Origin of the sequence: Microterricola gilva, from assembly GCF_004217495.1 — a bacterium.
Taxonomy (GTDB): domain Bacteria; phylum Actinomycetota; class Actinomycetes; order Actinomycetales; family Microbacteriaceae; genus Microterricola; species Microterricola gilva.
Genome location: NZ_SHLC01000001.1, coordinates 1,236,721 through 1,259,177, shown reverse-complemented (window position 1 = coordinate 1,259,177; position 22,457 = coordinate 1,236,721). Strand labels below are relative to the sequence as shown.

Genomic DNA, 22,457 nt, shown 5'->3' with positions numbered 1-22,457 from the left:
CTAGCCCCAGCCGAGCTCGTGGAGCTGTGCGTCGTCCATGCCGTAGAAGTGGCCGATCTCGTGCACCAGGGTGACGTGGACCTGATCGCGGAGCTCATCGACATCGTGGCAGTGCGCGAGGTGCGGGTCACGGTAGATCGTGATCAGATCGGGCAGCTCCCCGAACCCGTAGTGCTCACGGTGCGTCAGGGCGATGCCGTGATACAGGCCGAACAGCGAGAGCGAGCCGTCCTCCGGACGATCCTCGACCGAGAACTGAACGTTCTCGAGGCCGGCCATCATCTCGTCCGGCAGAGCGTCGAGCTCATCGGCGACGAGGGCTTCGAAATCCTCTTCGCTCATCTCGATCGGCATGCTCTGCCTCCGGAGGAGTTCGGACTTCAGAATTTCATTGGGGTGAGTAACGGGGCTTGAACCCGCGACCTCCTGGACCACAACCAGGCGCTCTACCAGCTGAGCTATACCCACCATGCACCTGCTTCTCGCGAACTCGAAGAAGGCAACTAGAAGAGTGTATTACATCCGAGAGGCGAAGTTGTTCACCACGTCGGCCGAGACGGCCTGAACCTGCTCGGTTGTGGGGCCGGGATCCGCGACAAATACGGCGCGTCGGTAATATTCGAGCTCCCGAATTGATTCCAAAATATCTGCCAGAGCACGGTGTCCGCCGTCTTTTTTAGGTGCGTTGAAGTAGACACGCGGGAACCAGCGACGCGAAAGTTCCTTGATCGAGGACACGTCGACATTGCGGTAGTGCAGGTGCGCGTCCAGGCGCGGCATGAATTTCGCCAGGAATGCGCGGTCGGTTCCGATCGTGTTGCCGGCCAAAGGGGCCTTCTGCTCGGTCGGGACATGCTTGAGCACGTACTCCAGCACCTGGTACTCGGCGTCCGCGACGCTCACACCACCGGGAATCTCCTCGATGAGGCCGGATGTCGTGTGCATGTTGCGCACGAAATCGTTCATGGACTCCAGTGCGGAGTCGTCGGGTTTGATCACGATGCTGAAACCCTCGTCAACGGCCTTGAGGTCGTAGTCGGTGATCACCACCGCAATCTCCACAAGTTCATCGACCTCGAGATCGAGGCCCGTCATTTCACAGTCGATCCAGACCAGACGGTCGCTCGCATTCGTCATGCGACCAGTCTACCGAGCGGCGCAGACGTCCCCCAGCGAATGCATTCAGGCTCAAGGGCCTGCGGTATCGTTGATACGTGCGCCTCCGTAGCTCAGGGGATAGAGCAGGAGCCTTCTAATCTCTTGGTCGCAGGTTCGAATCCTGCCGGGGGCACCAGAACAACAATCTCCCGGTGCATCCAGAACAACAATCCCCCGGTGCTTCTCATCTCTTGGTCGCAGGCAGGCGACAACCCGCGGGGGCGGGTTCAGGAGCCCTCCGGCGGGATCGTCGGCGTCGCCGATGGAGTCGACGGGGCATCCGGCGCGGTGAGCTCGGCGATCGCGTGTTCGAAGGCAGCGAGCGTCGCGGCGTCGACCGCACCAGTCGGCTCGACGCCGAGCTCGGTCTGGAACGCCTGCAGCGCCGTGGTGAGCGCATCGGTCCACACCCCGTCGACCGGTCCATCCCAGAAACCGACGAGCTTCAGCGTCTGCTGCACGGCAGCCGTCGACGCCAGCGACTTCTGAGCGGCTGCGCCTCCGAGCGCCACGAGTTCGGCCTGAAGCGCTGCGGCCGTCGCCTTGTCGACCGTGCCTGTGACAGGCAACGCGTTGGCCGCCTGGAGGTCCTCGACCGCCTGCACGGTCAACGGCCCAGACACGCCGTCGACGGTGCCGGAGTAGTACCCGGCCGTAGTGAGGTCCTGCTGGAGGGCGATCGTATATGCGCTGACGGCCGCCTCGGCCTGCACGTGCTGATCGTCGGTGAGGCATCCTGCATCGGCAAAGAGCCTGAGCCACGCCAACTCGAGCGCGACGACCGCGCTGTTGAACTGCTCGGATGCTTCGGCGAGTGGCGTCTGCGCCGTGACGGCTGTTTGCGCCTCATCGAAGTCGGCCTCGGCCTGTTTCACGCGGTCGACGGAGGAAGCGGGCGCCAGCGGCGTGCTAGTTGCGGTCGCGGTCGTCTCACCGATCGAGGGCGTGCCAGGCGGCCCCGCCTCGGCCGCGGCCAGTGCCGTCTGGGCTTGAACGAGATCCTGCTGGGCGACCACGAGAGTCTGCTGCGCAGCAACCGCGGCTTCAGCGCCGTCGAACGCGTCGTCACGGGGATCGGCGAGATCGGCGCCCGCCACCTGAACGTCACCGACGGTCGGTGCGGTGTCGTTCAGTACGTCACCGTACCGATCGAGTGCGTCGATGTAGACGCGGCTCGCGCCGCAGAACTCCTTCGATGCGCGTCCAGCTCGGCCTGAGCGCTCGCCACAGCCTTCTCCTTCGCAGCGACCTGCGCTTTGGCCCGGTCGACGCTATCGGCACCCTCGGCGCATCCGGCGAGCCCCGCCACAATGGCGATCGATACCACGGCGGCTGCAAGGACCCCCGACAGCCTTGAGCGATCTGCGTTCACGCGCATCCTCCGATCATGAGATGGCAGGTTGTCACATCATGGCACCGGGGCAGGCCGCGCGCGACACATTCTTTCGCGCTTCTGATCGCTTCACGCGGCAGAAGCTGCGGCTTCGCGGTCGGCACGTCGGGCGCGATAGCGCTGTTTCTACCGCGGCAGCGCCGGGCGGCATCCTCTCACTACGGTTCGATGTTCTGCAGCTCCGCCGCCAACCGTCGCGCCTTGGCACGCTTGATGAGGCGAGCGACGACGAACCAGACCATCAGCGCGAGGATGGCGACGACGACGATGTCGGAGAGGACGCCGCTCCACTGCTCGAGGATGGGCTTGATCGCGGGGCCGAATGCGAAGCCGAGGCCGATCCACACCCCGTTCCAGAGGCCGGAGCCCGCAGCGGTGTACGCGGAGAACGTCCAGAACGGCATCCGCTCGACGCCGGCCGGGATCGAGATGAACGAGCGCACGAGGGGTACGCAGCGACCAAAAAACACGGCCATACCACCCCAACGGCTGAAGAAGGTCTCTGCCCGGTCGAAGTCCTCGTGCTCCATGAGCGGAACCCGTCCGACCAGACGGCGGGTGCGATCTCGCCCGAGTGCCGCGCCGATCCAGTACCACGCCCACGCGCCGATGAGGGCTCCGGCTGTCGCTGCGGCCCACGCGAGCCAGAAGTTCATCCGGCCTTCGAACGCGAGGAATCCGGCGCCGGGCAGGACGGCCTCAGAGGGGATCGGCGGCACGAAGGTCTCAATCAGCACGGCCAGGCCGACGCCGATCTCACCGAGCGTCTCCATGAGGCTGAGGACCCAGCCGATGAAACCGTCGTAACCGGCGGTGGGATCGGTCGCTGCTGTCATCAGGCGCGCTAGGGGCATGGCTGAGGTGTTCTCCACTCGTGGGATGTCGGTCATTCGGTGCGTGCAGGTTGTGACGATGGCTGTTCCGTCACGGTGGATGCCCCATTATCCCGAGGCCGGCCTGAACGGGGCCTGAGCGGGCACCGTGCACCAGTGAATTCCCACCCCCAAACCGAGCAGAACTCGGGTTTGACACGCCGTATGGGATGCCGCATGCTGTGCTGGCAGCTTCGCCCACGCAATTGTCACGATGGAGTGTCATGAAATCGGTTCGCCGTCCCGTTGTAGCGCTGTCCAGCATGGCGATCCTCGTCCTGGTACAGGCCGTCGCCGACCCCACCGGTCTGCTTGCGCTCGTCGGCTGGCCGGGCGCAGCGCTGCGTTTCGACCTGGGCCTCTGGCCGCTCGCCCCATACGTGATCTTCGTCCCCGTGCTCCTCGGCGTCACCTGGTGGGCGACGCTCAGAGCAGGCGACCGCTTCTGGATGCACACCGCAGGCCTGACCCTCGCCGTGCTCCTCGCCCAGGCCACCGCCTGCTTTGCGATGACATGGGATGCCGCGACCGCCGTCTGGGCCGCAGGGTACGTGGCGGTCAAGGCCGTGCCGGCCGCGCTCATCGTCGCCGGATTCAGCCGCTGGTTCGGCGGCCCGCGTGAGCGGTTGACGTTCAGCGCCGGATCGGTGTGGCCGCCGGCCGTGCTCTTCGCCGGCATCGCGCCGCTCGTCGCCGGTCTCTGGTGGACCGGTGCGGCCTACGCGCCCGGCATCCCCGTTGCCCGCCCCGAGCGCGGCGCCCTCGCCATGATCGTTGCGGTTGCGCTGCTCGCCGGTGTCACCGCGGTGTGCCTGCGCTGGACGCGCCTGCGCGTTCCCGGCGTGCTGGGTGGCTGGCTCGCCGCACTCATCGCGGGCGGAATCGTCGGACTCGTGCAGGGCGCGGTCAGCATCGTCGTCGACGGTGGAGTGAGCGGCGATGTCTGGCCGCTGATGGTCACCTACATCGCGGTCGCAGACGGGCTCGCCTTCGGCGCCTGTGTCGGCTGGGTCGTCGGGCTGGGCGCGCTCGCCACGGACCGGGTCCTGGCGAGAAGCTCGGCCCGCACGCCGATGCTCGTCGCCGCCTCCGTCGCCGTGGTCGCGCTGGCCGCAGCGCTGCTCGTTCCTGCGCTCGGCACCGGGTCCGCCGCTGCCGCATCCGCCGCCCCGGCAGGATTCCTCCGCGCCGACGGTGACATCATCACGGATGGCGATGGCAATCAGGTGTTGCTCCGCGGAGTCAACGTCAATCAGCTCGTCGATTTCTACCAGCCACAGCCCGATGTTCCCGTGACGCGGCCACTGACGGAGGACGACTACGCCGCCATGGCGGAACAGGGCTTCAACGTGGTGCGCCTGAACCTGTCGTGGTCGGCCCTCGAACCAGAGCGCGGCACTCTCGACCCCGAGTACGTGGAGCAGATCACGGATGCCGTCGGCTGGGGCAAGCGGCACGGGATCTACACCGTGCTCGACATGCATCAGGACTCCTGGTGGAACGGACCGACGGAGGAGGGAACGGCGTGCAGGCCGGGAACGGAGCCGATGTGGGGCTATGACGGCGCGCCGGAGTGGGCGACGATCACAGACGGAGCGCCGCGCTGCCAGTTCATGGGGCGCGACATCTCCCCCGCCGGGAACCGCGCGTTCCAGCACTTCTACTTTGACACCGACGGCGTGCAGAGCGCACTCGCCCGCAGCTGGGGCGAGCTCGCCGGACTCTTCGCCGACGAGCCGATGGTGGCCGGGTTCGACCTGCTGAACGAGCCGGGGTTCGGGCAGACGGCACCGGTCACAACCTCTCACCAGCTCGGTCGCTTCTACGATCGGGCGATCCAGGAGATCCGCGCGGCCGGCGCGCCCCAGATCGTCTTCTTCGAGCCGAGCATTCTGTGGTCGGGCCTCGGCTTCGACTCGGGGCCGACGCCCGGGTTCACCGACGACGACAACATCGTCTTCTCGCCGCACCTCTACGCAGAGTCGATCACGATGGACCGCGACCTCGGCATCCCCCCGATCGTCAGCCTCGAACGTCAGTTCACGCTCGCGGAACGCGTCGCCGCCGAGTATGGAGCGCCGCTCTGGTCGGGTGAATACGGCTATTGGGGCGAGGACGATGACGTGCTCCAGCGTCTGAACCGGTATGCGGACGCGGAGGACGAGCACATTCTCGGCAGCGCCTACTGGGTGTGGAAGCAGGCCTGCGGCGACCCCCAGAACGGCATCGGCCCCGTGGGCAACGCCCTGATGATGCAGGACTGTGCGACGGGCGGCGACGCACCGCCGAAGGCGGATCTGCTCGCGGTCCTGAGCCGCGCGTACCCGCGCACCTCCCCCGGGGTGCTCACCTCGCTCAAGGCCGATGGAGCAAGCCTCGAGCTTGCCGGCACCACGCCGGAGCGCAGCTGCGGGCTCGAGGTCTGGATTCCCGGCACCGGCGAACCGGAGCTGGCGACCACGGGGCTCACGGATGTCGAGAGCGTCGCCGTGCCCGGCGGCTGGAGCATCACGGGCTGCGCTGAGGGCGACTACTCGCTGTCGACCGCCCCGTAGCCGTCGATCGCACCGCCGGGTGAGCGCGTCGAACGCCTGCTCGCGGCCCGCGAAACCTGCACGGGCCCGGTGAATTCACCGGGCCCGTGCAGAGAACGCGGGCCCCGCCGGGGGCCGCACGCGGAGCCTCCCGTAGAATTCACCGTTGGCCCTTGAGCGCACGAGCGCGGGGCGAAGGAGAACAATGAGCCTGATCAGGTTGCACGACGTCGAGGTCCGCTTCGAGAACACGCAGATTCTGCGCGAGGCCTTCCTCCGCCTCGAGACCGGGGATCGGATCGGCCTGATCGGTAAGAACGGTTCGGGCAAATCGACGATCCTCAAGCTGATCCTCGAGCAGGTGACCCCGGATGCCGGCACCGTCACAGTCGAGCAGGGCGTCAGAATCGGCTATTTCTCGCAGTTCTCCGAGCTCGACGGGTCCTCGACGATCCTCGAGGTGCTCGACGGGCTGTTCGCACACGTCAAGCTCGTCGAAGCGGAGCTGGCCGGCATCGACGCGGACATCGCCGCCGGACCGTCCGCCGACGAGCTGGACCGGCTCATCCACCGCCAGGCCGAACTGTTCGAGCAGATGGACCACATCGACGGTTGGGATTACAGCCGCCACATCGACACGGCGCTCAGCACGCTCGGCTTCTCTGAGGCACACCGCAACAGCCCGATCGACCAGCTCTCCGGCGGCTGGCGCAACCGCGCGGCGCTCGCGAAGCTCTTGCTCGAGCGCCCAGACGTGCTCCTGCTCGACGAGCCGACCAACTACCTCGACGTCGCAGGCGTGGAGTGGCTTGAGGCCTGGTTCCGCGACTTCCGCGGTGCCGCGATCATCGTCTCGCACGACCGTCGCTTCCTCGACTCCGTCGTGACCCGCATCATCGAGCTCGAGAACTTCCACCTGCACGAGTACCCGGGCAACTTCGGCGAGTATGTCGTGCAGAAGCAGTTCCGGCTCAAGACGCTGCAGGCCCAGTTCGTGCACGAGTCGGAGTTGCTCGCCTTCGAATCGGAGGGCATCGCCGACCGCCGCGAGGCGGCGAAGGCCGCCAGCCGCAAGCTCGGCACGCAGCTGGCCACGATCAAGAAGTCACGCGCACCGCGGCCAGTCGACGAGATCATCACCGAGATCTACCGTTCGCTGCACGTGAAAGACGTGCTCTGCCGCGTAGAGTCGATCGGGAAGGCGTTCGGCGAGAAGCAACTCTTCGACGACCTCAGCTTCGAGATCCGCCGCGGCAACCGCTTCGTCGTGCTCGGGGCGAACGGCAGCGGCAAGTCGACGCTCCTCAAGGTACTCACCGGCGAGGAACGTCCGGACACCGGCAAGGTGAACTGGGCTGGCGGCGTCGGCGTCGTCTCCTACAACCAGATGCTCGACGACCTGGATGACGACGACACGGTCACCCACGCCGTCAACGCCCTTCCGGGCAGCCTCGCCTTCTCGGCGACGCGCAAGTCTGTCAACCGCTTCCTCGCAATGTTCCAGTTCTCGGAGGCCGACCTCAAGCAGAAGATCGGCAACCTCTCCGGTGGGCAGCGGGCCCGCGTCGCCATGGCGCAGTGCCTGCTCTCCGGTGCGTCTGTCCTGTTGCTGGATGAACCGACGAACCACCTGGACATGTCGAGCACGCAGGTGATGGAGCGCGCACTGGTGCACTTCCCCGGCGCCATCGTCACCGTCAGCCACGACCGTTTTTTCAGCGAGAAGGTCGCGAACCGCTACCTCGTGTTCGGGACCGACGCCTCTGCTCCCGGCACGATCGCGGTGCGCGCGGCCTGACGCCGGCGTCGGATCACGGCGACGCCGCCGGCAGCGCAGGCGAGAACCAGCGCGGCGATCATGACGACGAGGTTCGGCACGCTGGCACCTGTCTCCGCGACCCACGACTCGATCGCGAAGAGCGTGCTCGTCGGCAGCCCGGCACCGACACCGTCGGCGCCGATGACGAGCAGGAAGACGCCGAGGCCGAGTGAGAGCGCCCCGGAGATGATGGCGTGCCAGCTGTTCGTCCAACGCCCGATGTGCACGAGGCGCGGGCGCAGCCAGGCGGTGCGGCCGCGCTGAATGCGCTTCCACGCCAGCGCGAGCACGAGCAGCGGCAGCGTCATCCCGAGCGCATAGATGGCCAGCAGGATGCCGCCATAGACCGGATTCGCTCCGACCGCGGCGATCGTCAACACCGAGCCGAGGATCGGCCCGGTGCAGACGCCGGCGACTCCGTAGGCTGCGCCGAGGAGATAGACGGCGATGCTGCTGCCGGTATCCTTCGACTCCCGCCGCCCGAGAGTCGGCAACTGGATGCCGAGAATCTGCACGATGCCGAGCGCGATCACGACGATCGCTGCGATGGTCACGAGCAGCCCCTGGTTGGCCAGCAGGAAGGCTCCGACCGCGCCGGCGAGAACACCGAGCGGCACGAGGGTGGTCACGAGCCCGAGGTAGAACAGCCCGGTGCGCGCGACCAGCGTGGCCGGATCGGTGAACGCGTACGCGAAGAACGCGGGGAGCAGCATCACCGAGCAGGGGCTGAGCAGGCTGAGCACTCCGCCGAGGAGCGCGCCGAGGTAGCCGATGTCCATCAGTGACCCGCCGCTGCGAGCTCCTGGTCGATCACGTCGCGGAACGCGCTGAGCGGCTGCGCGCCGCGCACGGGGGTGTTGCCGACGATGAAGGTCGGCGTGCTGCTCACGCCGATCGCCGTGGACTCCTGCGCCTCGCGGACGACGCGTTGCGCGTGCGCCGGGTCGTCGAGCGCGAGGGTGAAGGCGTCGACGTCGAGCCCGGGCACTGCGGCGGCGACACCGAGCAGCGCGTCGCGGTTCCACTCGGTCTTGCCGGTTGGCGATGTCGCGTACAGCGCTTCGGCGTACTCCCAGAACATGCCCTGCGCGCCGGCGGCGTGCGCGGCGATCGCCGCATCGGGCGAGGTCTCCCCCAGCACGGGCGCATCGCGCCACTCGATGCGGACGAGGCCGGCATCGACGTACTCAGTCATCAGCGTCGGCAAGACCTCGTTGGCGAAGACGGAACAGTACGCACAGCGGAAGTCGGCGTACTCGATGAGCACGACCGGCGCATCGATGGAGCCCCGCGCCGCGGTGTCTTCCGGGTCACGCCTGGCGAGCTGGGAGAGCTGCGGCGCATCGCTCGCCTGGCCCGTGGCGGGCGCCGACGTCGTTGGCGCAGGGGCCGCGCCCGGGGCCGGCTGGTTCTGGGCGATGACGCCGATGATCGCGACAACGACGATGATGACGCCGGCGAGGATGCCGGTGATCCAGAGTCGGGTGGAGCGCTGTCGATTGTGAACCGCTTGTGATGCCAAAACTGTTGTGTCTCCCCGACCTTGACCGACTGGTCCACGTAGAGTACAACATGTATCCAAGAGGCACGCTCAGGGAAGTGTGCCAGTGGATCGGTGCACAGGAAGGCGCGACATGGTCGATTCACCCAGCGCCGCAGAACGCGTGCACACCGCCATTCGGGCCGGGATCATGAGCGGCTTCTATGCACCAGGAAGCATGCTCAGCGAGGCCGAACTCGCCGCGGCCCACGGTGTGAGCCGCACGCCGGTCCGCGCCGCACTGTCGCGGCTCCAGGAGGAAGAGTGGGTGACCGTCTATCCCAAGCGCGGCGTCCTCGTGCGTGAGCTCAGCGCACAGGAGGCGTACGACTTCGCCGATGCCAGGCACCTGTTGGAGAGCAGCTGCGTTCAGCGCACGCGTCCGGCGGAGCGCGGACTCCTCGCAGACAGGCTCAGCGCACTCCTCGACGCGCAGGAGAGGGCGCTCGCGCCTCGCGAGTTGCCTGAGCTGATCGAACTCATGCTGGCCTTCCACCGTGGCTTCGTCGAGGCCGCTGGCAATGAGACCCTGCTCGAACTCTACGACCGCCTCAACGCACGGCACGCGATGATGATGATCCAGCGCCAGGATGCCTTCTTCGCGCGCTCGGATGCGGTGATGGCCGAGCACCGATCGCTCATCGCCGAGCTGCGCGCCGGCGACTGGGCGGCGTTCACGGCGACGCTGCGCACGCACATGATCGACGCCGAGTCCCTGCAACCCGGCATCGGCTGACGATCACACGGCGCGCGCTACGCGGCATCCGATCGGGCCACCGTAGCCTGTAGGCATGGCGACATTCCGGGTTGGGCGATTCTTAGGCGTTCTGGCTGGGGCGGTGGCGATTCTCGCCGTCGGCGTCTACGCACCGGCCACGCTGCTCGGCCCGCTGCCCGCCGCATCGGCCACGCCGGCGGACTCCCTGCCCACCGCGGATGCCGCAGGCCCCGTGCTCGGCGAGAACGGTGCAAGCGCCGTCATCCTGAGCGGAGACACGGCGCCATTCGCCATCGGCGGTTCGACTGATCCCCTGCCGATGGCCTCCATCGCGAAGCTCGTCACGGCCCTCGTCGTACTTGACGCGAAGCCGCTCGAGCCGGGGGCGGCCGGAGAGACCCGCGTCATCGGCACCGAGGACTACCAGGACTACATCGACTACAGTCGCGACGGAGCCCGCACCGTCGTCGTGTTCCCGAACGAGAAGTGGACGCAGCGGGAGATGCTGCAGGCTCTCATCCTCGGCTCAAGCAACAACCATGCCGACACTCTCGCCCGCTGGGCATTCGGCGGAGTCGACGCGTACCTCGCTGCGGCGTCCAGCTGGCTCGCCGAGCAGGGCCTCGACACGATCAGCGTCGCCGACACGAACGGCCTCTCCCCCGAGAGCCGGGGCACCGCCGCCGACGTGACGCGCCTGGCCGCACTCGTGCAGGCGGAACCGGTGATCGCCGAGATCCTGGCGAACCCGCCGTCGGCGCTCGTGAACAATCGCGGCGTCACGAACACCACGGCGTATCTGGCCGAGGATGGCGTCACCGGAATCTCGCGCAGCTACACCGACGAGGCCGGCGTCTGCCTGCTCTTCACCGCGAGCGTCCCGGCCCCGGCTGGTTCAACGGAGACGGAGCCGCTCACGTTCTCTGCCGTCTACCTCGGATCGCCGGATTACGACACCCTCGAGGCGGATGTGCGCGCACTCATGGCCAGTGCGGCAGCAGGCGCCGGCACGGTTCCGCTGATCGAGAAGGGCGCGACGTACGCGACGATCAGCACGCCATGGGGCGCGACGGCATCCGCCGTCGCCATCACCCCGCAGGAGCGCAGGGCCTGGGCCACGCATGACGCCAGCATCGATGTGCAGCTCGACGACTTCAGCACTGGGTCGGTCGGTGCGATCGTCGGCAGCGTCACGGTCGCGACCACGGGCGGCGAGCATCGCTCACGGCTGCAGCTTGACCGCGCGATCACCGACCCAGGCGCGCTCTGGCGCCTGACGAACCCGGTGCCCGTGATCGGCACGCTGCTCGCCTCGCTGCAGGAGTAGTGCCGCGGGGCTGACCAGCTAGTCCGCCTCGCACACGACGAGCGCACGCTCGCGCGGATTCTCGCGCTCCTCGTAGTCCAGCCACTGGCGCTGCCACTCGTCCCAGTGGGCGTCGAAGCCGCCCGCGTCACGGGCGAGCGCCCTGTCCTTGCGCACGGTGTCGTCCGCGCTGACCCACACCGCGATGTCTGCCAGGTGCGCGGCATCACCGATGAACGCTCCGCAGCCCTCGATGACAACCGGACGCTCCGGATCGATGGCGTGCCACTCCGCCGGAGCACCATCGGCCCAGTCCCAGCGCCGCCAGCCAGCCGGCCGCCCGGCCGCGCGCGCAGCCAGCAGACCGGAGCGCAGCTGCTCGGCGCCGGCGACGAGGCCGCCCCAGCCGGGATAGACGTCGTCGAGGCGAACCAGTTGCGGGGCGGCATCCGTCGGCCATGCCGCGATGAGCCGGTCGGCCAGCGTGCTCTTGCCCGCACCGCTCGGGCCGTCGACCACGACCACCGCGGCGCGCGGGGCGGCCAGGATCAGCTCGAGCAGCGGGCGGATGTCGGCGCCGGCATCAGCCTCAGCGCAGCACAAAGTTCCAGCTCCCCGTGGCGACCGCCACCGTGACGGAGGCCGCGGCGATCGCGAACCCGACGGCAATGGCGAACCAGTCCGGAGCGCCGAAGAGCGATTCGCGGGCCCAGCTGCGCCGGGTGGAGCCACCGAAGCCGCGGGCCTCCATGGCCGTGGCCAACTTGCTGCCGCGCCGGATCGAGAGCACGAGCAGTGCGAACGCCTGCCCGAGCAGGCGCCGGAGCAGGCCGCGGTCGGCGACACCGCGGGCACGTCTGGCCAGCTGCAGCGATCGCCAGTCGTCGATGAACAGGCCGACGAGGCGCAGCGCGGCGAGGGCGCCGAGCACGAAGCGACTCGGCAGCTTCGCCACCTGGGCGAGGCCGTCGGCCAGTTCGGTCGGGTCGATCGTGATGAACAGCACGACGGCGGGCAGCGCGATGGCGAGCACGCGCATGCAGGTGGCGACGCCGATCGCCACAGAGCCCTCTGTCACGTGCACCAGCCAGAACTCGACGTAGGTCTCGCCGGATGCCTGACCGTAGAGCACCATGCTGAATCCGGTGAGCGGTGCGGCGATCCACACGGGCAGACAACGGGCGCTGAAGATCACCCTCCCGAGCCCGCCGGCGCAGAGCACCGCGATCTCGAGCAGCAGGGCGACCGTCGCAGACACCCAGTCGAGAGTGAGCACGAGCGCGAGGGTGATCGGGATCGTGGCGGCGATCTTCGCCACCGGGTTCAGCCGACCGAGCGCGCTCGTCGTGCCGACGGGCGTCATGACGCTCATCGGCGGACCTCCTGGCCGGCGTGCGCGCCGAGCACGTACTCCTCGTCGGCGATGGCCCGCACGAAGGCTGCATCGTGCGTCACGGCGACGAGCGCGTGGCCGTCGTCGACGAGCCCGGCCAGGAGCGCGAGCAGCTCGCGCCAGGTGCGAGCGTCCTGCCCGAATGTCGGTTCGTCGAGCACGAGCATGCGCGGGCGCGTCGCGAGCACGGTGGCAACGGAGAGGCGGCGTTTCTCGCCGCCGGAGAGGGTGAATGGATTCGCCTCGGCGAGGTGGCTGAGCCGCAGCCTCGTGAGCAGCTCGTCGATGACGGCGCTCACCTCGGCAGCGCTCGCGCCGACGGCTTTCGGGCCGACGGCGAGCTCGTCCCGCACCTTGGCGGTGAGGAACTGGTGCTCCGGGTCCTGGAACACCGTTCCGACACGGGTGAGCAGCTGGCGGGACTTCCAGCGGATCGGAGCGGGGCCGGCCCCCTGCGCCAGAGCGTCCGTGGCGATGAGCTCGCCTCCGGTCGGGGGCAGCAGTCCGGCCAGCGTCAGCGCGAGCGTCGACTTGCCCGCGCCGTTCGGGCCGGTGATGGCGAGCGCGCGGCCGGCCTGTACGCCGAGCTCGATGCCGTCGGCAACGGGATGCCGCGGCATCCGACTCACCGCCAGGGAGCGCGCCTCGAGCAACGGCGTCGGCTCGGCCGTGCGCCGTCGCTCCGGCGCTGCCGGTGCGTGACCGGGAACCCAGACTCCGGCGGCCGCAAGGCTCTCCCCCTGTTCGCGGAGCACACGCTCCGGCTCGCCGTCGGCCAGCACGCCGCCGTCGGCGCCGAGCACGATCACGCGGTCGACCAGCGGCAGCCACACCTCGACCCGGTGCTCGACGACGACGAGCGTCGTCGACCGGTTCTCGAGCACGCGGGCGACGGCCTGTTGCACCTCGACGACGCCGGCCGGATCAAGGTTCGCCGTCGGCTCGTCGAGGAGCAGGAGGCCGGGGCGCATCGCCAGCGCGCCGGCCAGGGCCAGTCGCTGTTTCTGCCCGCCGGAGAGGGCCGAGGTGCTCCGGTCCAGCCCGACGTCGAGCCCGACGGCGTCGAGGGATTCCCGCACGCGGCGCCAGATCTCCTCGCGGTCGAGGCCGAGATTCTCGCAGCCGAAGGCCACGTCGTCGCCGACCCTGGCCAGGATGACCTGGGAGTCCGGGTCCTGCAGCACGAGGCCGCTCCGGCCCCGTGCTGTGGCGGCCGGCATCCGGTCGATGAGCAGCGCGCCGCTGTGCTCGCCCTCCTCCTCGCCGCCGAGCACGCCGGCGAGGCCGTGCAGCAGGGTCGACTTGCCGGCGCCGGATGCGCCGAGAAGCAGCACCCTCTCCCCGGCCGAAATCGAGAAGTCGACGCCGCTGACCGCCCAGGAACTGCGGCCGGCGTGCCGCCAACCCCAGCCCTGTACGTCGACGCGCGCCGCGCCCTGCTGCCCGGTCACGGGTCAGGCCGAGATCCGGGCCTGCCGGCCCGAGGCGAAACGGCTGAGTGCGCCGGTGGCCGCGAGCCCGCGCACGGCGAACCACGACAGCGCCCCGGCGATGACGGCACCGCCGACGACGGCCGAGATCGTGTAGATCACGATGAACTCGGTGGCGGCGCCCGGGTACCAGAGCAGCAGGTCGTTCACGGCCATGCCGAGGCCGGCGCCCGCTCCGGCGAGGATCGCGACCGGCAGGGTCCAGTGGCGGTACAGGAAGAGCAGGAACACCAGCTCTGCGCCGAGGCCCTGCACGAGGCCGGCCTCGATCGTGAGGAATCCGCCCCACTGGGTGCCGACGAGCGCCGAGACGACTGCGGCCAGGGTGGAGGTGTACACGGCGGCACCCGGCTTGCGGATGACGAGACCGCCAAGCACGCCGGCGAACAGCCAGACGGCCGCGAGCGCCGCCTGCATTCCGGGCAGCGCCACCTTCAGCGGCGAGCTGACCGTCTCCCAGGCGAGCCCCCAAGCCCAGAAGATGACACCGGCGGCGACGCCGAGGACGCTGGCGACGACGATGTCGACGACCCGCCAGCTGCCGATGCGCGCCGGAGCCGCGTTGGATGACCCGCTGTTTGAGTGATTGTGTGGTGCGATTGTTGCATGCACTGTTCGTGCCCTTTCGTTCGATGAAAAGAGGGCACGGGTATGAGATTGTTTCTGCCTCCCTGCGCTGGCATGATCCAGATCAGGTTCGACGGTCGAAGCTTGATCAGCTTCCTCTCAGCCCGGCTCACCGGACTCCCGTGTTCGTCATCGAGTATAGCCCCGCCCCCGCGACTCGGCATTCGGGGCGCAGCAGAGCGGCTAGCATCGCAGCATGGGCATTGTGATCTTGCTGCCGTTGGCGGCGCTGATGATCGCGCTGCTCGCACTCTCCGTGCGCCGCCGCCGACGGATCGCGGCTGGCCTGCCGGTTCGCGCCGCGATGTCCGACCGGATCGCCTCGCTGGTGGCGCGCTACCGCGCCCGCTGAACGCGATAGCGCAGGTGCAGCACCCGGTTGCCCTGCAACACCTCTGGATCCTCCAGCAACTGCTGTGCGTTGACCGACCCGAAGTAGCGCTTGCCTGACCCGAACACGACGGGTGCGACATCCATGCGTACCTCGTCGACCAGGCCGGCGGCGAGCACCTGGCCACCAACGTCACCCGCGGCGACCTCGACAGTGCGGTCCCCCGCGAGCTCGTGGGCCATGGCCATGGCCGCCTCGACGCCGTCGACGAAGTGGAACGGCGCGTTTGGGTCCCAGCCATCCGGCTGCGGACGGTGTGTCACGACGACCACGTGGTCGATCCCGCTCGGGGGCGTCCCCTCCCAGCCGTCCGTCAGGTCGAAGACGTGGCGGCCGACGACCGTCACCCCGATCTGATCCCAGTACGGCCGGATGTACTCGTAGGACGTCTGCGACACCATCAGCACGCCGCTCTCGTCCAGGGGGACATCACCGCTGGTCAACCAGTCGAACAGTGGTCCTGGCTGGTCGTTCTCGTCGGCGATGAAGCCGTCAGCAGACACCGAACCGTACATGACCACCGTGCCCACGAGGCTCTCCTCTGCCTGGGTTGCCCCCGCGTCAGCTCTTGAGCGCGCGGATGACGCGGGACAGCGCCCAACCGGCGACGCAGACGAACGGCGTCGCAACTGCCAGCAGCGAGACGACATTCGGCTCGAAGCGGAGCACGCCGTCACGTTTGACGTAGGCGCCGATCGGGATGGCCGCTCCACCGCCGCCGCCACCACCCAGCGCGGAATCTGATGAGCCTCTGTCGGGCGCCCCACCACCGCCGAAGCCGTACCAGGCGAGGGCGACGGGGACCATCGACTGTCCGTCGACCTCGACCTTGTCTCCGTAGACCATCGATGCTCCGCCACCGCGGACGGAATCGGCCAGCTGCACAGCAATATTGCTCATGCCGACACGCTACCCCTCGGGCGGCGACCTGACCAGTGCCGCCGGCTTCAGCATGCCCTTGCCAAAACGGGCCGTGACCTCGTCGACGGCCAGTTCCGCGTCCCGCCACTCCTCATCCGGGTCCCACAAGCCGAGGCTCCCACCGCCGACACCGAGCTGCTCCGCGCGCACACCGATGAGGCGAACCCGCTTGCCCTCCGCACCCAGCGCGTCGAAGGCGGCGAGCGCCTCCTCATAGATGCGCCTGCCGACGTTCGTCGGCTCGGCGAGCGTGCGCGACTTCGTCACCGTGCTGAAGTCGCTGTAGCGCAGCTTCAGCACGACGGTCCTCGCCACGAGCTCAGCGCGGCGCAGCCGGGCGGCGACGTCATCCGATTGCCGCAGCAGCGCACGTCTGATCTCGCGGATGTCGGTGATGTCGTAACTGAATGTGGTCTCGTGGCCGATACTCTTCTCTTCGCGCTCCGTGCTGATCTCGCGCGGGTCGAGCCCGTTGGCGAGGCTGTGCAGCTTGAGGCCGAGCGCGGGGCCGAGCGTGGACTGCAGGACACCGAGCGGTGTCTCCGCGACATCCGCGACCCGTTTGAGCCCCAGCTTCTTCAGCTGGGCCTCTGTCGCCGCGCCGACGCCCCAGAGGGCGCTGACCGGCAGCGGATGCAGGAACGCCAGCGTCTGGTCGGCCGGCACGACGAGCAGGCCGTTGGGCTTGGAACGCCCGGAGGCGAGCTTGGCGACGAACTTCGTTGACGCGACGCCGACCGAGCAGGTCAGCCCCGTTTCCGCGAGCACCCGGGCCCGCAGCAGTTCCGCGACGACGCGGGGTGAACCGAGCAGCTTGGCCGCGCCGGAGACGTCGAGGAAGGCCTCATCGATGCCGAGGCGCTCGACCAGCGGCGTCATGTCGTCGAAGATGGCCATCACCTGCGCCGAGAGCTCGGCATAGCGGTGCATCCGCACAGGGACGACGACGGCATTCGGGCATCGCCGAAGCGCCAACGCCATCGGCATCGCCGAGTTCACGCCGTAGCGACGGGCCTCGTAGTTGGCTGCGGACACCACGGAACGCGGGCCCAGGCCACCGACGACGACCGGCTTGCCCGCGAGGTCCGGATTGTCCAGGAGCTCGACGGATGCGAAGAACGCGTCGAGGTCGACGTGCAGGAACGGCGTCCGCGAGTCGTCGGCGCCCGGTGCACTCACCTGCCGCGTCGACCCGTCTTGCTTGCTCACCCTTCGAGCGTAATGCCGCCCGCTGACAGCGTGGTCAGCGCAGCGTCTTCTCTGTTCCCGCAATGCGCTGTGCGATGTAGATCGGAACGATCGACACCAGCACCAGCACGACGGCGATGACCGACACGATCGGGGCCTGGTTCGGCCGGAACATGTTGTTCAGGATGAAGATCGGCAGAGTCGTCACCCCGGAGCCGGCGGTGAATGTCGTCACGATGATCTCGTCGAAGCTCAGCGCGAAGGCGAGCAGACCCCCCGCGAACAGCGCGGAACGCAGCTGCGGAAAGGTGACAAGGCGGAAGGTCGTCCAGAGCCCTGCACCGAGGTCGGCGGATGCCTCCTCGAAATTCGTGCCGAGCCGCCGCAGGCGCGCGATCACGTTGTTGAACACCGTGACGATGCAGAAGGTCGCGTGCGCGATCACGACCGTCCAGATCGAGAGCGGTACGCCCATGATCGTGCGGAAGAAGTTGTTGAGCGCGATACCGGTGATGATGCCAGGCAGCGCGATCGGCAGGATCACGAGCAGGCTGATCGCTTCGCGACCGAAGAACTCGAACCGTTGCAGCGCGAGCGAGATGAGTGTGCCGAGCACGAGCGAGATGATCGTCGCGACGATGGCGATCTGCACGCTCGTCGCCACGGCCTCCATGGCGCCTGCGCTCTGGAAGGCGCGCTCCCACCACTCGAGGGTGAAACCCGGCGGCGGCCACGAGAGCGTTCTCGAGGTCGAGAACGAGTTCACGAGCACGACGAACAGCGGCACGTAGACGATCACCAGGATCACCACGGTGATGATGCCGAGTGCCGTGCGGGAGAGTCGCGAGAGTCGCATCCGGTCGCCCCTTACAGGTTGTCGAGCGCGCCGGTGCGGCGCACGAGGAAGAGGTAACCGAAGATGATCGCGATCGGGATGAGCGCGATCGCCGACGCGAGCGGCAGGTTGTTCGCGGCGCCGACGTTCGTGTAGACGAGGTTTCCGAGCATCTGGTTCGCGCCGCCGACGATATTCACGGTGATGTAGTCGCCGAGCGAGAGCGCGAAGGCAAAGATCGTGCCGGCGATGATGGCCGGCAGCACGAGCGGGAAGACCACGAGACGCAGTGTCGGCCAGCTCTTGCCGCCGAGGTCACCGGATGCCTCAAGCAGCGAGTCCGGCACCCGCTCGAGCCCAGCGTAGATGGGCAGGATCACGTACGGCAGCCAGAGGTATGACAGCGTGATGATCGTCGCCGGCAACCCGTAGCCGATGGTCTGGCCGCCGAACGGCGCCACGAGCCACTCGAGGATGCCGTCCTGCGAGAGAACCGAACGCCACGCGTACGCCTTGACGAGGTAGCTCGCCCACAGCGGAGTGAGCACCAGGATCAGCAGCACGCGCTGCATACGGGGCGTTGCGACCTTGGCCATGAAGAACGCGATCGGCAGCGCGAAGGCCACGTCGATGAGCGTGACGGCGAGTGCGACTCCGACCGTGCGCAGGGTGACCGTCTGGTAGAGCGAGCCGGTGACGACCTCGATGATGTTGTCGAGCGTGAACTCGGTCGTGACCTCGCCGGTGAAGCTGTCGACCGACCAGAACGCGGTGACGAGCAGCAGCGCGAGCGCCACGACATAGACGACGCCGAGCCAGAACAAGGGGGCGCTGAGCAGCAGGATGAGTCGTGTGCGCGGGTGGGCGCTGAGGAAGGCGGATGCCGCGCGTGCGGGTGTGCGCGGTGGCCGCGGCACCGTGGAGGTGGTCGTCATCGTTCGTGTCCTGTCGCGTCTGGCTGGGTGGCAGTCGTCGGTCGAGCAGCGGCGCGGTCGACGCTCGCTACTCGACCGACGAGAGGGGCTCAGCCCTTGATCTCCTGCCAGGCCTCGGTCCACGCCGAGTAGTCGGTGCACGTGACATCCGTGCGACCGTCGATGCACTTCTCAATCGGCGTTGTCCAGTACCAGATGTTCTCCGCGTACGCGGCGTCACCGGCGTGGTATGCCTCGCAGTCCGAGCGGAACTCGCAGGCCTCGTCGCTGGACGGGGCCTCTCCGAAGTACTCGGTCGCCTGGCCGTTCACCTCGGGGCTCGCGATGTAGTCGAGCCACGCGTACGAGCAGTTCGGGTTCTCCGTGCTGGACGAGATCATCCAGGTGTCCGACCAGCCGGTCACGCCCTCCTCTGGAACGGTGACGTCGGTCGGCGCGCCCTCGGCCGCCGCAACGTTCTGGATCACCTGCCACGTCGTGCCGACGACGGTGTCACCGGTCGTGAACGCCTGGATCTCCTTGAGGTAGTCCGACCAGTACTCGCCGATGTTCGCGCGCTGCGTCTTGAGCAGGTCGACGGCCGCTGCGAGTTGCTCCTCATCGAGGGCGTAGGGGTTCTCGATCCCGAGGTCGGGCTGCGTGGCCATGAGATACATCGCCGCGTCGGCGATGTAGATCGGTGAATCGTACGCCGTGACCTTGCCCGTGTACGCATCGGACTCGTCGAAGACGACGCCCCAGCTGCTCGGCGCCTCGCTGAAGACGTCGGTGCTGTACATGAGCAGGTTCGCGCCGTAGCCGTGCGGCACACCGTAGTTCTGGCCGTCGACAGTGTTCCACGCCTTGTCCTTCAGGAAGTCGTAGACGTTCGCGTAGTTCGGGACCAGGTCCAGGTTCACCGGCTGTACATCGCCGGCGGCGACGAGCCGCAGGGATGCGTCGCCCGAGGCGGACACGACGTCGTAGTCGCCTGTCTTGAAGAGGTTCACGGCCTCGTCGGAGGTACCGAAGGTCTTGACCGTGACCTCGCAGCCTGTTGCATCCTCGAACGGTGTGACCCAGTCGACCGCGGGATCGTTCGAGCCGTCCTCGGCGTATCCGGGCCAGGCCAGCACCGACAGCTGGCCCTCGGTCTCGCCGAGCTCGCTCGCGGCCTCGGTCGGCCCCGTCCCGCCGCCCGAGGTGCCACAGGCCGTGAGCAGCGCGACCGTTGTGATCGCGAGTCCGACGGTCACGCCGCGGCGTACCGTGCGCGTCATGCGCTTCATGGTTCTCTCCTTCTCTGTGTTGTGAAATCTCTGTGTTGTGAAATGCGGTGTGGTGCAATGCGGTGCGCTGTGGTGGTGCTCAGATGCCTCAGCCGGAGATGCCGGGGATCACCTCTGTGCCGAGGTGCACGACGTCGTCGTGGTGCCACGAGACGACGACCCTGTCGCCTCGCTCGTCGTCGCGCACCCGGTCGCGGTCGTTCCGCTCGAGCACGCTCACGCGGGTGCCGTCGTCGAGGTCGACGACGAGTCGCACACCACTGCCGAGGTAGATCGCCTCGACCACGGTGCCTGGCACGTTCACGATGCCATCGCCGTCGAGGCCGCCATGGGTCACCGTCATCTTCTCTGGACGCACGGAGTGCTGGCCCTCGCGCCCGAGGATGCTGCGCGATCGGTCCTCGTCGAAGAGATTCGATGTGCCGACGAAATCGGCGACGAATCGCGAGCCGGGTCGTTCGTAGAGCTCCGCTGGCGTGCCGAGCTGCTCGATACGCCCGTTGTTGAAGACGGCGATGCGGTCGGAGAGCGTCAACGCTTCCTCCTGGTCGTGGGTCACGAAGATGAAGGTGATACCGAGGTCACGCTGCAATTCCTTGAGTTCGACCTGCATCTGCTCGCGGAGCTTGAGATCGAGCGCGCCGAGGGGCTCGTCGAGCAGCAGCGCCTTGGGCTCGACGACGGTGGCCCTGGCGAGGGCGACGCGTTGCCGCTGGCCGCCGGAGAGCTGGGCGGGCTTACGGTCGCCGAAGGAGCCGAGACGCACCTTCTCGAGCGAGGCTCTGGCCCGCTCGCGGCGTTCCGCCTTCCCGACCCCGCGCACCCGCAGGCCGTACGCCACGTTGTCGAGAACGCTCATGTGCGGGAACAGCGCGTAGTCCTGGAAGACCGTGTTCACGTCGCGGTCGAATGGCGCCTTCGCCGTGACATCCTGCCCGAACAGCTCGACCGTGCCGGCGCTCGGCATCTCGAAACCGGCGATGAGCCGGAGCACGGTGGTCTTGCCTGAACCGGATGGCCCGAGCATCGAGAAGAACTCGCCTGGTGCGATGTCGAGGTCGACACCGTCGACGGCGTTCACCGTGCCGAAAGACTTCGTCAGTCCGCTCAGCCTGATGGCCGGTGCATCTGTTGGCACGCTCGCTCCTTCTGATCAGCGACTCTGCTGGCACGGTCCCTCGAGGCGATGTCCAGTGGTGGACGCCGCCCGATTCGACCTCGTGAGATGAATCATATGGTTCCAGATGTCATAACGGGAAGCTTTATGTTACGGTCATGTCACAACTTGCGAGGAGGGTCGATGCCGCAGTCCATTCGTGCCGCGACGCTCACGCGCGCGGCGGTGTTCACCCCCCTGCACACCGAGGGGCGGGCCGAGCTCGTCGAGCAACGGCTGAGCGACGCCATCGTGTCCGGTGTGCTGCCAGATGGCGAGCGGCTGCCGAGCGAACTGGAACTCGCCAAACAGCTCGGTGTCGCCGTCGTCACGGCCAGGGAATCGCTCGAGGCACTGCGCTCGCGCGGCCTCGTGACGACGCGCCGCGGACGCGACGGCGGCAGTTTCGTCACCTTCTCCGGGCACGCCCGCCACGACATCCTCGATCAGAGGGTCGATGCCCTCGCCCGCAGCGAGATCCGTGACATGGGCGTGCACTATTCGGCGATCGCCGGCATGGCGGCAGAGCTGGCCGCAGACAGGGCCGGCCCGCTCGACGTGGAGACTCTTCGCACCATCAGCTCGTCGTTCGACGTCGCAGAGGAGGGCGCGGCCAGGCGAGCGCTGTCGCGGTTCCAGCTGGAACTGGCCGCACTCAGCCAATCGGCGCGGCTCGTGCGCGAGGAACTGCGGTTGCAGGCCGAGTTCGGGCCCGTGCTCTGGCTGTGCCTGAGCGAGGCCGAGCACCGGGAGCACGGCCTCGACGTTCTCCACACCGTGACCGCGGCCGTCGAGGCGGTCGATCCGGATGCCGCGCGCCGCGAGTCGACGAGGCACATCGCGATGGCCGTCGACTGGCTCGTCGCCCGCAAGGGCATGCTGGCGCAGCAACGCGAGAAAATGCCGGCCTGAC

The 22,457-nt window shown here is 68.0% G+C and carries 23 protein-coding genes, 2 tRNA genes and 1 riboswitch; of the genes, 7 read left to right on the top strand and 18 right to left on the bottom strand.

The features are described 5' to 3' along the window. The 3 genes from EV379_RS05670 to orn form a co-directional block, all read right to left on the bottom strand. Positions 1-342: a metallopeptidase family protein gene (locus EV379_RS05670; RefSeq protein WP_165397297.1), complete on the bottom strand. Its 342-nt coding sequence runs from the start codon at positions 340-342 to the stop codon at positions 1-3. Positions 343-392: 50 nt separating this feature from the next. Next, positions 393-468, bottom strand: a tRNA-His gene (locus EV379_RS05665). 48 nt (positions 469-516) lie between these two features. After that, positions 517-1,137, bottom strand: coding sequence for an oligoribonuclease (gene orn / locus EV379_RS05660; RefSeq protein ID WP_055842823.1), 621 nt, complete (start codon positions 1,135-1,137; stop codon positions 517-519). 81 nt (positions 1,138-1,218) lie between these two features. Between orn and EV379_RS05655 the strand changes: the two genes are divergently transcribed. Then, a tRNA-Arg gene (locus EV379_RS05655) sits at positions 1,219-1,294 on the top strand. Positions 1,295-1,385: 91 nt separating this feature from the next. Here EV379_RS05655 and EV379_RS05650 read toward each other — a convergent pair. Both EV379_RS05650 and EV379_RS05645 read right to left on the bottom strand, forming a co-directional pair. Continuing rightward, a complete protein-coding gene (locus EV379_RS05650) occupies positions 1,386-2,255 on the bottom strand; it encodes a peptidoglycan-binding domain-containing protein (RefSeq protein WP_242616259.1) in 870 nt (289 codons plus the stop codon). A 454-nt stretch (positions 2,256-2,709) separates the two neighbouring features. After that, positions 2,710-3,387 carry a DedA family protein gene (locus EV379_RS05645; protein WP_242616258.1) on the bottom strand — a complete coding sequence of 226 codons (678 nt, stop codon included), beginning with the start codon at positions 3,385-3,387 and terminating at the stop codon, positions 2,710-2,712. A gap of 260 nt (positions 3,388-3,647) precedes the next feature. Here EV379_RS05645 and EV379_RS05640 point away from each other — a divergent pair, with 260 nt between their 5' ends. Both EV379_RS05640 and EV379_RS05635 read left to right on the top strand, forming a co-directional pair. Then, positions 3,648-5,978, top strand: a complete 2,331-nt coding sequence (locus EV379_RS05640) for a cellulase family glycosylhydrolase (RefSeq protein WP_130505273.1) — start codon at positions 3,648-3,650, stop codon at positions 5,976-5,978. 184 nt (positions 5,979-6,162) lie between these two features. Continuing rightward, positions 6,163-7,755, top strand: coding sequence for an ABC-F family ATP-binding cassette domain-containing protein (locus EV379_RS05635; RefSeq protein WP_130505272.1), 1,593 nt, complete (start codon positions 6,163-6,165; stop codon positions 7,753-7,755). Here the strand turns inward: EV379_RS05635 and EV379_RS05630 are convergent. Both EV379_RS05630 and EV379_RS05625 read right to left on the bottom strand, forming a co-directional pair. Further along, on the bottom strand, positions 7,695-8,555 hold the full coding sequence (locus tag EV379_RS05630; protein ID WP_130505271.1) for a cytochrome c biogenesis CcdA family protein: 861 nt from the start codon (positions 8,553-8,555) through the stop codon (positions 7,695-7,697). The genes EV379_RS05635 and EV379_RS05630 overlap by 61 nt on opposite strands. Further along, a complete protein-coding gene (locus tag EV379_RS05625) occupies positions 8,555-9,298 on the bottom strand; it encodes a DsbA family protein (RefSeq protein ID WP_165397296.1) in 744 nt (247 codons plus the stop codon). The genes EV379_RS05630 and EV379_RS05625 overlap by 1 nt, the downstream gene beginning before the upstream one ends. A 112-nt stretch (positions 9,299-9,410) precedes the next feature. Between EV379_RS05625 and EV379_RS05620 the strand changes: the two genes are divergently transcribed. Both EV379_RS05620 and EV379_RS05615 read left to right on the top strand, forming a co-directional pair. Beyond that, the gene (locus tag EV379_RS05620; protein WP_130505269.1) at positions 9,411-10,052 is read left to right on the top strand and encodes a GntR family transcriptional regulator; all 642 of its coding nucleotides are present in this window, start codon (positions 9,411-9,413) and stop codon (positions 10,050-10,052) included. A 103-nt stretch (positions 10,053-10,155) separates the two neighbouring features. Beyond that, entirely contained in the window at positions 10,156-11,361 is a 1,206-nt protein-coding gene (locus tag EV379_RS05615; RefSeq protein WP_165397295.1) for a D-alanyl-D-alanine carboxypeptidase family protein, read from the top strand. 18 nt (positions 11,362-11,379) lie between these two features. Here EV379_RS05615 and EV379_RS05610 read toward each other — a convergent pair whose 3' ends face one another. Genes EV379_RS05610 through EV379_RS05595 form a run of 4 tightly spaced genes read right to left on the bottom strand, consistent with a single transcriptional unit; the run spans position 11,380 to position 14,835 of the window. Beyond that, on the bottom strand, positions 11,380-11,943 hold the full coding sequence (locus EV379_RS05610) for a nucleoside/nucleotide kinase family protein (protein ID WP_242616257.1): 564 nt from the start codon (positions 11,941-11,943) through the stop codon (positions 11,380-11,382). Then, positions 11,930-12,712, bottom strand: a complete 783-nt coding sequence (locus tag EV379_RS05605; RefSeq protein WP_130505267.1) for an energy-coupling factor transporter transmembrane component T family protein — start codon at positions 12,710-12,712, stop codon at positions 11,930-11,932. Before EV379_RS05605 ends, EV379_RS05610 begins: the two co-directional genes overlap by 14 nt. Beyond that, positions 12,709-14,184 (bottom strand): ABC transporter ATP-binding protein, encoded by a 1,476-nt coding sequence (locus tag EV379_RS05600; protein ID WP_130505266.1) that lies wholly within the window; start codon positions 14,182-14,184, stop codon positions 12,709-12,711. Before EV379_RS05600 ends, EV379_RS05605 begins: the two co-directional genes overlap by 4 nt. Positions 14,185-14,187: 3 nt before the next feature. Continuing rightward, positions 14,188-14,835 (bottom strand): ECF transporter S component, encoded by a 648-nt coding sequence (locus EV379_RS05595; protein ID WP_130505265.1) that lies wholly within the window; start codon positions 14,833-14,835, stop codon positions 14,188-14,190. Positions 14,836-14,874: 39 nt separating this feature from the next. Next, positions 14,875-14,984, bottom strand: a riboswitch (TPP riboswitch). 62 nt (positions 14,985-15,046) lie between these two features. Between EV379_RS05595 and EV379_RS17145 the strand changes: the two genes are divergently transcribed. After that, positions 15,047-15,202: a hypothetical protein gene (locus tag EV379_RS17145; RefSeq protein ID WP_165397294.1), complete on the top strand. Its 156-nt coding sequence runs from the start codon at positions 15,047-15,049 to the stop codon at positions 15,200-15,202. On the opposite strand, the gene EV379_RS05590 is transcribed toward EV379_RS17145, so the two are convergent. The 7 genes from EV379_RS05590 to EV379_RS05560 form a co-directional block, all read right to left on the bottom strand. Beyond that, positions 15,187-15,771: a dihydrofolate reductase family protein gene (locus tag EV379_RS05590; RefSeq protein ID WP_130505264.1), complete on the bottom strand. Its 585-nt coding sequence runs from the start codon at positions 15,769-15,771 to the stop codon at positions 15,187-15,189. The genes EV379_RS17145 and EV379_RS05590 overlap by 16 nt on opposite strands. Before the next feature lie 31 nt (positions 15,772-15,802). After that, positions 15,803-16,141: a hypothetical protein gene (locus EV379_RS05585; protein ID WP_130505263.1), complete on the bottom strand. Its 339-nt coding sequence runs from the start codon at positions 16,139-16,141 to the stop codon at positions 15,803-15,805. A gap of 9 nt (positions 16,142-16,150) precedes the next feature. Further along, positions 16,151-17,371 carry a DNA polymerase IV gene (dinB, locus tag EV379_RS05580; protein ID WP_130505262.1) on the bottom strand — a complete coding sequence of 407 codons (1,221 nt, stop codon included), beginning with the start codon at positions 17,369-17,371 and terminating at the stop codon, positions 16,151-16,153. Positions 17,372-17,405: 34 nt separating this feature from the next. Further along, positions 17,406-18,206, bottom strand: coding sequence for an ABC transporter permease (locus EV379_RS05575; RefSeq protein ID WP_130505261.1), 801 nt, complete (start codon positions 18,204-18,206; stop codon positions 17,406-17,408). An 11-nt stretch (positions 18,207-18,217) separates the two neighbouring features. Then, positions 18,218-19,120, bottom strand: a complete 903-nt coding sequence (locus tag EV379_RS05570; protein WP_130505260.1) for an ABC transporter permease — start codon at positions 19,118-19,120, stop codon at positions 18,218-18,220. Positions 19,121-19,209: 89 nt separating this feature from the next. Beyond that, complete coding sequence (locus tag EV379_RS05565) at positions 19,210-20,388, bottom strand: extracellular solute-binding protein (RefSeq protein ID WP_130505259.1); 1,179 nt, start codon at positions 20,386-20,388, stop codon at positions 19,210-19,212. Between the two features lie 88 nt (positions 20,389-20,476). Next, positions 20,477-21,526 carry an ABC transporter ATP-binding protein gene (locus tag EV379_RS05560; protein ID WP_130505258.1) on the bottom strand — a complete coding sequence of 350 codons (1,050 nt, stop codon included), beginning with the start codon at positions 21,524-21,526 and terminating at the stop codon, positions 20,477-20,479. A 162-nt stretch (positions 21,527-21,688) separates the two neighbouring features. Here EV379_RS05560 and EV379_RS05555 point away from each other — a divergent pair, with 162 nt between their 5' ends. Beyond that, the gene (locus EV379_RS05555; protein ID WP_165397293.1) at positions 21,689-22,456 is read left to right on the top strand and encodes a FadR/GntR family transcriptional regulator; all 768 of its coding nucleotides are present in this window, start codon (positions 21,689-21,691) and stop codon (positions 22,454-22,456) included. The last annotated feature ends 1 nt before the right edge of the window (position 22,457 follow it).